Raw genomic sequence first — 11,921 nt, 5'->3', positions numbered from 1 at the left:
GAAGGGAAAGAAATCCCAACCAAAAAAGGAATCCGTCATCCACACCCGAAAGCATGAACATGACGGGGTTGTGCATCATGCACTGGCTTTTAACACACTGTTGAGTTCTCAAGAAACGGACGCGTACTCCCCAACCTGCGAGAGGCGCACATTTCGCTTTGCCCACTTTACCAGATTTGGACGATTCTTGTCAAATCGGCCGATCAGGTTCGTTCCGGGACAACCCTCTTAACTTACCCGAACTTCTCGTCCGTGTCCAATCGCATGCGGACACAGCCTAAAGATCGGGAGTGATCAGAGAGATTGTCAGGGCTGCTGCCCTGCGTTGAAGACTCTAGCAGCCCCAGCGCGGGGGAAGACCCAACTTCGGTAACGAATAGGTCTTCCCCCGGTGTGTCTCGCTCAAACACCCAAACCGGCGAGCTGGTTCTCAAGCCGCTCGATGTCGGCCGCCGACTGCTCCGCACGCCCTCTGACCTTGGCGACCACGTCCTCGGGCGCCTTGGCCATGAACTGCTCGTTGCCCAGCTTGGCCGTGGCCTGGGCCGCATCCTTGCGTGCGGCCGCCAGATCCTTCTCCAACCGCTTGCGCTCGGCCGCGACGTCGATGGCGCCCGCGGTGTCGATCTCCACGGTCACCCCGCCCACGGTGAAGCGGGCGGTGGCTGAAAAGGCGTCAGACGGCTCCGTCAGCCGCAGGAGCGAGCGAATAGCCCCTTCCTGCCCCGTAAGAGCCGTGCCGGCCAGTCCGAGCCGCGCGGCCACCTTCTGGCCGGGCTTCAGCCCCTGATCCGAACGGAACCGCCGAACCTCCGTCACCAGCTCCTGCAGAGCGACGATCTCCGCCTCAGCGACCGGATCGGTACGGCCGGAGTCGACCTGCGGCCACGGTGCCACGACGACCGACTCGCCACCCGTGACGGCCCGCCACAGCTCCTCGGTGACGAACGGCACCAGCGGGTGCATCAGCCGCAGCAGCGTGTCGAGCACATGGCCCAGCACGAGCCGCGTGTGCTCCAGCCCCTCGCCGAGCTGGATCTTGGCCAGCTCCAGATACCAGTCGCAGACCTCGTCCCACGCGAAGTGGTAGAGGAGATCCGACGCCTTGGCGAACTCGAACTCCTCGAAGGCCGCGTCGGCCGACGAGATCACGCTCTGCAGCCGCGACAGGATCCATCGGTCTGCCGCCGTCAGGTCGAGCCCGTCGAGGGAGCCGGTGGCCGCGCCGTTCATCAGCGCGAAGCGCGTGGCGTTCCAGATCTTGTTGCAGAAGTTGCGCGAGCCGGCCGCCCATTCCTCGCTCACCGCGACGTCGGCGCCCGGGTTGGCGCCGCGCAGCAGTGTGAAGCGGGTGGCGTCGGCGCCGAAGCGCTCGATCCAGTCGAGCGGGTCGACGACGTTGCCGAACGACTTGGACATCTTCTTGCCGTACTGGTCGCGGACCATGCCGTGCAGCGCCACCACACGGAAGGGCGGCTCGCCGTCCATGGCGTACAGGCCGAACATCATCATCCGCGCGACCCAGAAGAACAGGATGTCGTAGCCCGTGACCAGCACGGACGTCGGATAGAAGCGCTTGAGCTCCGGCGTCGCGTCGGGCCAGCCCAGCGTGGAGAACGGCCACAGGCCCGAGGAGAACCAGGTGTCGAGCACGTCGGAGTCCTGGACGTAGCCGGCGGGCGGGTCCTGGTCGGGGCCCACGCACACGACCTCGCCGGCCGGGCCGTACCAGACCGGGATGCGATGCCCCCACCAAAGCTGGCGCGAGATGCACCAGTCGTGCATGTCGTCGACCCAGTCGAAGTAGCGCTTGGCCAGCTCGGGCGGGTGGATGCGGGTGCGTCCGTCACGCACCGCGTCACCGGCGGCCTTGGCCAGCGGCGAGACGTTGACGAACCACTGCAGCGACAGCCTCGGCTCCACCACCGTCTTGCAGCGCGAGCAGTGGCCGACCGAGTGGACGTACGGGCGCTTCTCGGCGACGATCCTGCCCTCGGCGCGGAGCGCGGCGACCACCGCGGGTCGTGCCTCGAACCGGTCGAGTCCCTCGAACGGCCCGTGCGCGGTGATCACGCCACGCTCGTCCATGATGGTCAGCGACGGCAGCGAATGGCGCCGGCCGATCTCGAAGTCGTTGGGGTCGTGAGCCGGCGTCACCTTGACCGCGCCGGTGCCGAAGGCCGGGTCGACGTGCTCGTCGGCGACCACGGGAATCTGGCGGCCGGTGAGCGGCACCTCGACGAGCGTGCCGATCAGGTGGGCGTAGCGCTCGTCGGAGGGGTGCACGGCCACGGCGGTATCGCCGAGCATGGTCTCCGCGCGGGTGGTAGCCACCACGATCTCGTCGGAGTAGCAGATGGAGACGAGCTCGCCGTCGTCCTCGCTGTGCTCCACCTCGATGTCGGACAGCGCGGTGAGGCAGCGGGGGCACCAGTTGATGATGCGTTCGGCCCGGTAGATCAGCCCGTCGTCGAAGAGCCGCTTGAAGATCGTTTGGACGGCCCGCGAGAGCCCCGTGTCCATGGTGAAGCGCTCGCGCGACCAGTCGACGCCGTCGCCGAGCTTGCGCATCTGGCCGAGGATCCGGCCACCGGACTCCTCCTTCCACTGCCAGACGCGCTCCACGAACTCCTCACGCCCGAGGTCATGGCGCGACAGGCCCTGCTTGGCCAGCTCGCGCTCGACGACGTTCTGGGTGGCGATGCCCGCGTGGTCCATGCCGGGCAGCCACAGCGTCTCGCGCCCCTGCATGCGGGCCCGGCGGGTGAGCGCGTCCTGGATGGAGTGGTCGAGCGCGTGCCCGATGTGCAGGACGCCGGTCACGTTGGGCGGGGGGAGGACGATGCTGTACGGCACGCGCGGGCTGCCCGGGTCGGCGAGGAAGAAGCCTTCGGATACCCAGCGCTCGTAGCTCCGGGTCTCGACGTCGGCCGGGGTGTACTGGGTAGGCAGCTCTGGCGTTGTCACAGTGACCAATTCTAGGGAGGTGGTGGAAAGCGAAACGCCCCAGGGAGTTTGTCTCCGCGGGGCGCTTGCCGAAGGGGAAGGATCAGGCGGACTTTTCCCGCGGCGTGCGCTGCTGCTTGGCGGCGAGCTGGTCGCGGGGTACGAGCGTCGGGATGGCGTGTTCGAGCACCGACTCGCGGGTGATGACCACGCGTGCGACGTCCTGGCGCGACGGCACCTCGTACATCACCGACTGGAGCACCTCTTCGAGGATGGCGCGCAGACCGCGGGCGCCGGTGCCGCGCAGGATCGCCTGGTCGGCGATGGCCTCGAGCGCGCCGTCGGTGAACTCCAGCTCCACGCCGTCGAGCTCCAGCAGCTTGCGGTATTGCTTGACCAGCGCGTTGCGGGGCTCGGTGAGGATCTGGATGAGCGCCTCCCGGTCGAGGTTGTGCACCGAGGTGATGACCGGCAGACGACCGACGAATTCGGGGATCATGCCGAACTTCAGCAGGTCCTCGGGCATCACATCGCCGAAGATGTCGGCCATGTCGACCTCTTCCTTCGAGCGGATGATGGCGTTGAAGCCGATGCCCTTCTTGCCGATGCGCGACTCGATGATCTTTTCCAGACCGGCGAAGGCGCCGCCACAGATGAACAGCACGTTCGTCGTGTCGATCTGGATGAACTCCTGGTGGGGGTGCTTGCGCCCGCCCTGCGGCGGCACACTCGCGGTCGTGCCCTCCAGGATCTTGAGCAGCGCCTGCTGGACGCCCTCACCGGAGACGTCACGCGTGATCGACGGGTTTTCGCTCTTTCGAGCGATCTTGTCGACCTCGTCGATGTAGATGATGCCGGTCTCGGCCTTCTTGACGTCGTAGTCAGCGGCCTGGATGAGCTTGAGGAGGATGTTCTCGACGTCCTCGCCGACGTATCCGGCCTCGGTGAGCGCCGTGGCGTCCGCGATGGCGAAGGGCACGTTGAGCATCTTCGCCAGCGTCTGCGCGAGCAGTGTCTTGCCCGAGCCCGTGGGGCCCAGCAGCAGGATGTTGCTCTTGGACAGCTCCAGACCGTCGTCTCTACCTCGGTCGCCGGACTGCACCCGCTTGTAGTGGTTGTAGACCGCCACCGAGAGCGCCTTCTTCGCCTTGTCCTGACCGATGACATAGGCGTCGAGGAACTCGTAGATCTCCCTCGGCTTGGGCAGGTTGTCCCACTTGAGCTCAGAGGACTCGGAGAGCTCCTCCTCGATGATCTCGTTGCAGAGATCGATGCACTCATCGCAGATGTAGACGCCTGGACCGGCAATGAGCTTCTTGACTTGCTTCTGGCTCTTCCCGCAGAAAGAGCACTTCAGCAGGTCTCCCCCGTCGCCGATGCGTGCCACCCCAGATACTCCTTTGCGTGGGACCGCCCTGCTCCCGCGATCCGTATCTACCGGACCGGGTCCGAACCGCTCAGGTTTCGACGTTACCGTCTTCTGGGCCCTCAGTGAGCCCCCTGGCGGCGAGTCGCACCGGAACGTGCCCTATTGGGCAGCGCTCCGGTGCGTCACATCTCATCAGGAAGCGACGGCCTGAGCTCGTTTCTTCCTCGACGGGATGATGTCGTCGATCAGACCATACGCCTTTGCCTCGTCCGCGTTGAGAATTTTGTCGCGTTCGATGTCCTTTCGGACTTCCGCAGGGCGCTTTCCGGAGTGCTTCGCCACGATCTCCTCCAGGAGGGAGCGCATGCGAAGGATCTCGCGGGCCTGAATCTCGATGTCGCTTCCCTGGCCGCCACCCTCGGTGGAGGGCTGGTGGATGAGCACCCTGGCGTTGGGAAGCGCGAACCGCTTGCCCGGGGTGCCACCGGCCAGCAGCACGGCCGCGGCGGAGGCGGCCTGGCCCAGGCAGACGGTCTGGATCTCCGGCCGGACGAACTGCATCGTGTCGTAGATCGCCGTCATGGCGGTGAAGGAACCGCCCGGCGAGTTGATGTAGATGCTGATGTCACGGTCGGGGTCGAGCGACTCCAGCGTCAGCAGCTGGGCCATCACGTCGTTGGCCGACGCGTCGTCGATCTGCACTCCAAGGAAGATGATGCGGTCCTCGAAGAGCTTGTTGTACGGATTCATCTCCTTCACGCCATAGGACGTGCGTTCGACGAAGGAGGGGAGAACGTACCGGCTTTCGATGTTCAATTCAACTCCCCTAGGACACGGCGCCCTGCGAGGGCACCTGCCTCGCGCTGCGCACGACGTGGTCGATGAAGCCGTAGTCCTTGGCCTCTTCGGCCGTGAACCAACGGTCTCGATCGGAGTCGGCCTCGACCTGGTCGAGCGACTGACCCGTGTGATGCGCGATCCGCTCGGCCAGGGTCTTCTTCACGTAGAGCATCTGCTCCGCCTGGATGGCGATGTCGGCGGCGGTGCCACCGATGCCGCCGGACGGCTGGTGCATCATGATGCGCGCGTGTGGCAGCGCGTAGCGCTTGCCTCTCTCACCCGCCGACAGCAGGAACTGCCCCATGGAGGCGGCCAGCCCCATGGCGACCGTGGCCACGTCGTTGGGCACGTATTCCATCATGTCGTAGATGGCCATGCCGGCCGTCACCGACCCGCCAGGCGAGTTGATGTACAGCCAGATGTCACGGTCCGGATCGTCGGCCGCGAGGAGCAACAGCTCGGCACAGATCCGGTTAGCGATCTCGTCGTTCACCTCCTGCCCGAGCACGATGATGCGCTCACGCAGCAGGCGCTGGTAAAGCTGGTCCTCAAGCCGGAAGGACGAGCCGTTCTCACGGCCTCGCGACTCAGGCTGATAGAAGGTCGGCGGGCTGGTCACAGCGTCACCTTCCGATGCGTCGTAATCGATTGGCTTTGCCTGTGACCCTAACGCGCGGGGCACACAGGTCATGCCCCGTCTGCCTACTGTTCGCTGACGGCGCAGGTAAGGGCGTCCAGAGCAGTGCGAAGCCCCCGAACCATCCGGATCGGGGGCTTGGCGCCGTTTCTGGGGCTAGGCGTCGGCCTTCTCCTCAGCCGACTCGTCGGCGGGCTCCTCTTCGGCCTCCGCGCCGTTGAGCTCGGTGTAGATGGCCTTGAGGTCCACCTCGTTGCCCTCGGAGTCGACCACCTTGGCGGCGTCACCGACGACGGACTTGGCCTTGTCACGGACGATCTCGACCATGGCCAGCGTGAGCTGGTCGTTGTCGGCCAGGTGCTGGGCCAGCTGGTTGGGCTGGACGCCCATCTCCATGGCCCGGCGGACGACGAAGTTGGTCAGCTCCTGCTCGGAGACGCCCAGCTCCTCGCTCTTGACGATCTTGTCAAGGACGAACCCGACCTTGATGGCCTTGGCGGAGCTGCTGTCGAACTCGGCGAAGCGCTCCTCCTCGGTCGTCTGGTAGAGGCGGAAGAAGGCGTCGCGGCTCAGCCCGCTCTCGGCGATCTGGTGCTCGAGGTTGTGCTTGCGAGCGTCGACCTCGGCCTTGAGCGCGCTGTCGGGGATCGGCATCTCGATCTTGTCGAGCAGCGAGTCGAGGGCCTTCTCACGGGCCTGGACGACCTGGTCCACCAGCTTGTTGCGGCGGGCCTGCTCGCGGATGCTGTCCTTCAGCTCGCCGAGCGTGTCGAACTCGCTCGCCAACTGGGCGAACTCGTCGTCGAGCTCGGGCAGGACCTTCTCCTTGACCGTCTTGACGGAGATGATGACGTCGGCTTCCTCACCGGCGTTCTCACCGCCGACCAGCTCGGTCTTGAAGCTCTTCTCCTCGCCCGCGGACATGCCCACGAGCGCGTCGTCGAGGCCCTGCAGCACGGAGCCGGCACCGACCTCGTAGGAGACCTCGTTGGCCTGCTGCTCCTCGATGTTGGCGCCGTCGATCTCGGCGCGCAGGTCCATCACGACGAAGTCGCCGGCGGCCGCGGCGCGCTCGACACCGGTCAGCGTGGCGAAGCGCTGGCGCAGCGCGTCGAGCTGGCTGTCGATGTCCTCGTCGGCGACCTCGGCGGAGTCGACGGTGACCTCGGCGCCCGCGTAGTCGGGGACGTCGAAGTTGGGCCGGACGTCCACCTCGGCGGTGAACTCGACCTGCTCGCCGTCCTCGATCTTGGTGATTTCGATGTCGGGCTGGCTGACCGGGAAGACGTCGACCTCGTCGACGGCCTGGCCGTACAGCTTGGGCACCGCGTCGTTAAGGGTCTCCTCCAGCACCACCGCGCGGCCGAAGCGCTGCTCGATGATGCGGGCCGGAACCTTGCCAGGGCGGAACCCGGGGACGCGCACCTGCTGCGCGACCTTCTTGTACGCCGCATCCAGGCTCGGGCGCAGCTCTTCGAACGGCACCTCGACAGTGAGCTTCACCCTGGTCGGGCTGAGCTCCTCGACAGCGGTCTTCACGGGGTGGTCTCCTTGATCAAGCTTCGAGTGATCGCGGGCGCGTCCATTTTTGGTACGGCTCACGCGCCGCGCCCACATGAGCGGCGCTGGGCATGCTCCGCCTTGGCGGGATCCAAGCGCCGTTCGCCAGTCTAGGGTAGATGCGTACCCAACGACGACGGGACGACCCGTCAGAACTCCTCGGCGATCACCCGCAAGAGCTCGACGGTCTCATCGGGCGTGGTGCTGACGGCGCAGAGTCGCTCCATCACCTCGGTGTAGCGGTCGACGTCCTCGCGTTTGTCCAGGTAGAGAGCGCTGGCGAGCTGCTCGACGTACACCACGTCCGGCAGGTCGTGATCGGGGAAGCGCAGGACGGTGAACGCGCCGCCCTCGGCACTGTGGCCGCCGAAACTGAACGGCATGACCTGGATGGTGATGTTGGGCTGGCGCATCAGGTCGATGAGGTGTTCGAGCTGAGCCCGCATCACCTCGGCGCCGCCGATGGGGCGGCGCAGCGCGGCCTCGTCGATGACCGCCCAGAAGACCGGGCCGTCGGGCCTGTCGAACATGCGCTGGCGTTCGAGCCGGAGATCCACCCGGCGGGCGATCTCCTCCGCGCTGATGCCGGCCGAGCCCGCGGTGACCACCGCCCGGGCGTATTCCTTGGTCTGTAACAAGCCGGGGACGAACTGAACCTCGTAGGTCCTGATCCTGGCCGCGGCCTCCTCGAGGCCGACGTACGCCTGGAACCACGTGGGCAGGATGTCGTTGAACCGGTGCCACCAACCGGGCTCGTTCGCCGTGGCCACCAGATCGAGTACGGCTGCGCGTGCCTGGTTGTCCACAACTCCGTAAAGAGTCAGCAAATCGGCCACGTCGCGCTCCTTGAAGCCGACGCGACCCAGCTCCATGCGGCTGATCTTGGATTCGGACCCCCTGATGAGGTGGCCCGCCTCCTCGCGAGTAACGCCTTTCCCCTCCCTGAGCCTGCGCAGCTGGGAGCCCAGGAGGATGCGCAGCGCCGTAGGGCCGGAACCCGGCTGGTTCTGCGTCACTCTGCCTCCTATCAAGGTCCGCACACACAGTGACACCACATTGCCGCGTATGACAAGGTCTCAACCTGGTGTCCGATTTGGATACCCCTACCGGTAACCGCCCATGCGGCTGCACATTGCACATGCACGTGCATTTGGGTCTTGCAGCGACCGGGAGTCGTGTCCCATGATGGCCTAGTGCATATTGGGCCAAACATGCACGAACCCAATAGCAATCGGGAGGTATCGGCGGGATGGTGGAGGACCCATTGGCCACTGCCGACTGCCTGCAGATCACCCGTGAAGTGGGGTTCGACAGCCTGTTGAGCGCCGGGAAGCCGTACACGACCTCGTGTCCGCTGCCCTTCCAGGCCGACTCGGTGAAGACAGCCAGGGACGTGACACGCTCCACGTTACGCGGGTGGGGTCTGCCGGAGCTGGGCGATGACGCCGCGCTGGTCGTGTCGGAACTGGTCACGAACGCGGTCAGATACGCGATGTACGCCAGAGGCCGGCGGGAGATCCAACTGTTGCTGATGCGGGTCGTCCCCCACGTGCTGCTGGCCGTGGCCGACCCGAGCGACGAGATCCCCACCCCCAAGGAGCCCGACTTCATCTCCGAGAATGGTCGTGGCCTTTACATCGTCGAAACCTACAGCCAATGCTGGGGCTGGGACCCGCTGGCTCGGGGTGGCAAAGCCGTGTGGGCCCTCTTCCGTACCGAGGCCTGATTTATTACCCTTTCTTGAAGTGAAGGGGAGTACCTCCGAACACGCCTGATCGTCATGACGGCCCTCTCGGCCCGGTCAGGCGGGCCCTGTGTGGCGAGGGAGACCTTCCGGCCCGTCGTCGTCGGCTGGAGGTTCCGAAGGTGCGCATGCTCATCCCTATGGCCCTGCTGGTGGCCATCTACTCGGCTGTTCTGGCCGGTCTCGTGCTGATGGCGGTTCCCGTCCTGTACGTCGCCCTCGGAGCCGTCCTCGTCCTGCTCGTGCAGTGGTGGTCCACTGAGGCCATGGCGCGGCGGATGACCAGGGCCCGGTACGTCACGGCCGAGCAGGAGCCGGAGCTGCACGCCGTACTCGATCGGCTCTGCGCCTTGAGCGATGTGGCCAAGCCGCGGCTGGCGATCAGCCCGTCGCCGGCCCCGAACGCCTACACGGTCGGCCGGTCACGGCGCAGCTCGACGATCATCGTCACCGAGGGGCTGCGCGCCCGCCTGGAGCCCGGTGAGCTGACCGCGGTGCTCGCGCACGAGATCGCGCACATCAGGCACCAGGACGTGGCGGTGATGACGCTGGCGAGCTCGTTCGCGATCGCGCTGGCGGCCTTCGCCAAGGGCACCGGGCGGGTCGCGGTGCAGGCTCCGGGGTTGTTCTTCGAGGAATTCCCCTTCGGGCTGTTCATCGGGCTGGCGATGCTGGTGGGCGGTGCCGCCGCGGGGCTGGCCAGCTTCCTCGCGCACCTGCCGCTGCGCTGGCTCAGCCGCTCCAGGGAACTGGCCGCCGACCGCGCCGCCGCCGACCTGCTCGGCCAGCCGGGCCTGCTCGCCTCGGCGCTGCTCAAGGTGCACGAGGAGGACGGCATCCCCCTGACGGACCTGCGGCGCGGGGTGCCGGCGTTGGGGTTGGTGGCCGGCCGTACGAAGAAGGGCCGCCTGATGGCCACCCACCCGCACGTGCACGTGCGGGTGCGGCGGCTCATGGGCTAGCCCCTTACGACGTCGTCGGCGTCGTCGGCGAGTCGAGCCAGTCGTCGATCAGGGCGGTGAAATCCTGCCCTGTCCGATCGTTCAGCCACGACACGAACGACGCCCGGTCCTGCGTGGTCCCCTTGTGCTCCTGCACCCACGCTCGCAGCGTCGCGAAGAACCGCTTGTCCCCGAGCTGCTTGCGGATCTCGTGCAGCATCAGCGCGGGAGCGTAATACACGTTGCTCGCCCCGAACATGTCCGACTTGTAGTGCCCGGGCGGCCCCGCCTGCCTGCGCAACCCCCCGTCGAGTTCCCGAGCGTCGCTGAGATAGCTCGCCAGCTTCTTGGACCCGTGGTCGGAGGCCCACTGCCACTCGAAGTACATCGCGAAGCCCTCGTTCAGCCACACGTCCCGCCAGGTCCGGGGCGTGACCGCGTCACCGAACCACTGGTGCGCCATCTCGTGGGCCACCACGTTGGGCGTGAGGAACTCGGGGGCCAGCGTCACCATCTGCTGGGTCTCCATCCCCGAGTCGCTGGTGACGACCACACCCGCGCTGGAGAAGGGGTACGGTCCCAGCCGCTTCTCCAGCCAGCGCAGGATCGCCGGCGTCTGCCGTACGACGGGAAGGTATTTCGACTGGTCGCCCTTGCGGAGCCAGTACGTGATCGGGATCCCGCGCGGCCCCTTGTCGGTGAAGCGATCGTAGTGATCGATGGTGAGCAGCGTGACGTAGCTGGCCACCGACTCGGTCGAACGCCAGCGGTAGGTGTTCCCCTTACGGCCCTGGTACCGCCCGTGCGCCACGGCCGCCCACCCGCGCGGCACCGTGACCGCCACGTCGTAACGCGCCTCGTCGGACGGATGGTCGTTCACGGGGAACCAGGTGAAGGCCCCGTACGGCTCCTGCAACGCCCACGCCGACCCATCACCCGCCGAGCGGAACCCGAGCGTGCTCGTGTCGGAGCGGTACTGCCCCGTGCGGACGGGCTCGGGAGTCCCGTGATAGCGGACGGCCACCTCGACCCGCTTGTCCGCCGCCACCGGGGAGCGCAGCGGGATCACCAGGTCGTCACCCGGATGCCGGGCCTTGACCCGCTTCCCCGCGACTGTCACCTCGTCCACCCGCAACGCGTGGCCGAAGTCGAGCGCGATCTTGTCGATGTCCTTGACGGCTCTGACGGTGAGCCGGGCCTTACCGGTGAGCAGCCGCTTGGACGGCTTCCAGTCCAGTTCCAGCCCGTAGTGGAGGACGTCGATCGCGGGATTGCCGTAGGCGGGGTAGACGGGGTCCGCCACCGGCTCCGAGCGACCCTTCTCGGGCGCGCCGGGCGCGGCGACCGCCGCGACGAGTAAGAGGGAAATGATCGAATTCACCGCGCCAAGGTAGTACGCCGTGGTTTGTCGCGATACCGCGCAACAACACGCGGAGGGTCAGCTGCTACTCGGGAACGGCTGTCGTCCTAGTGGTCCCACACGTAACGGAATTTGGTAGATCTTTCTACATAGTTCATGTTGTATAGCATTTCGGACAGAGCATCTGACCTGGCCTTTTACTCTTAGAGGATCTCTTAGTCATCTCTTGAATGGCACTTGACCTGCGGAAATGGCAAGGTACCCTCGCCGTACCACAGGCTTCCGGTTTAGCCATATCAGTCCTTAATCACCACTTCTGTCGGGATCTGTATGGGTAAATCCGGCCTAGTCCGGGAGATCAACATTTCCATGACACCAGAGATTCAGAAGTTCATCGACGCGGCCTACAACGTGGCCCCGTGGTACCAGACCACCGAGGCACAGCCCGGCCCCCACCGGCCCCAAGACCAACCCGCCGACCGAACCTCCGAGGCACGATCCGGCACCCACGTACCCCAGGAACG

At 66.1% G+C, this 11,921-nt stretch carries 9 protein-coding genes; 2 read left to right on the top strand and 7 right to left on the bottom strand.

All coding sequences use genetic code 11. From position 1 onward, the window contains the following. Positions 1-402: 402 nt before the first annotated feature. The 6 genes from KLK06_RS22170 to KLK06_RS22145 form a co-directional block, all read right to left on the bottom strand. Positions 403-2,976 carry a valine--tRNA ligase gene (locus KLK06_RS22170; protein WP_214637439.1) on the bottom strand — a complete coding sequence of 858 codons (2,574 nt, stop codon included), beginning with the start codon at positions 2,974-2,976 and terminating at the stop codon, positions 403-405. 73 nt (positions 2,977-3,049) lie between these two features. Then, positions 3,050-4,333, bottom strand: a complete 1,284-nt coding sequence (gene clpX / locus KLK06_RS22165) for an ATP-dependent Clp protease ATP-binding subunit ClpX (RefSeq protein WP_214637438.1) — start codon at positions 4,331-4,333, stop codon at positions 3,050-3,052. A 174-nt stretch (positions 4,334-4,507) separates the two neighbouring features. Continuing rightward, on the bottom strand, positions 4,508-5,131 hold the full coding sequence (locus KLK06_RS22160; RefSeq protein WP_214637437.1) for an ATP-dependent Clp protease proteolytic subunit: 624 nt from the start codon (positions 5,129-5,131) through the stop codon (positions 4,508-4,510). A gap of 10 nt (positions 5,132-5,141) precedes the next feature. Continuing rightward, positions 5,142-5,774: a ClpP family protease gene (locus tag KLK06_RS22155; RefSeq protein WP_214637490.1), complete on the bottom strand. Its 633-nt coding sequence runs from the start codon at positions 5,772-5,774 to the stop codon at positions 5,142-5,144. Positions 5,775-5,948: 174 nt separating this feature from the next. Continuing rightward, the gene (gene tig / locus KLK06_RS22150) at positions 5,949-7,331 is read right to left on the bottom strand and encodes a trigger factor (protein ID WP_214637436.1); all 1,383 of its coding nucleotides are present in this window, start codon (positions 7,329-7,331) and stop codon (positions 5,949-5,951) included. Between the two features lie 170 nt (positions 7,332-7,501). After that, entirely contained in the window at positions 7,502-8,368 is an 867-nt protein-coding gene (locus KLK06_RS22145) for a helix-turn-helix transcriptional regulator (RefSeq protein ID WP_214637435.1), read from the bottom strand. Positions 8,369-8,616: 248 nt separating this feature from the next. On the opposite strand from KLK06_RS22145, the gene KLK06_RS22140 reads away from it, so the two are divergent. Beyond that, positions 8,617-9,078 carry an ATP-binding protein gene (locus tag KLK06_RS22140; protein ID WP_246654869.1) on the top strand — a complete coding sequence of 154 codons (462 nt, stop codon included), beginning with the start codon at positions 8,617-8,619 and terminating at the stop codon, positions 9,076-9,078. Between the two features lie 146 nt (positions 9,079-9,224). Continuing rightward, positions 9,225-10,058, top strand: coding sequence for a M48 family metalloprotease (locus KLK06_RS22135; protein ID WP_214637433.1), 834 nt, complete (start codon positions 9,225-9,227; stop codon positions 10,056-10,058). A 4-nt stretch (positions 10,059-10,062) separates the two neighbouring features. On the opposite strand, the gene KLK06_RS22130 is transcribed toward KLK06_RS22135, so the two are convergent. Beyond that, on the bottom strand, positions 10,063-11,418 hold the full coding sequence (locus KLK06_RS22130) for a M1 family metallopeptidase (RefSeq protein WP_214637432.1): 1,356 nt from the start codon (positions 11,416-11,418) through the stop codon (positions 10,063-10,065). Positions 11,419-11,921: the final 503 nt, after the last annotated feature.

Origin of the sequence: Nonomuraea sp. NEAU-A123 (genome assembly GCF_018603905.1) — a bacterium.
Taxonomy (GTDB): Bacteria; Actinomycetota; Actinomycetes; order Streptosporangiales; family Streptosporangiaceae; genus Nonomuraea.
The sequence above is the reverse complement of the archived record's forward strand: the minus strand, read 5'-3'. Positions and strand labels throughout refer to the sequence as shown.

Excerpts from the sequence above, each read along its gene's own strand:
- KLK06_RS22135 (WP_214637433.1), top strand. The coding sequence starts at position 9,225 with ATGCTCATCCCTATGGCCCTGCTGGTGGCCATCTACTCGGCTGTTCTG.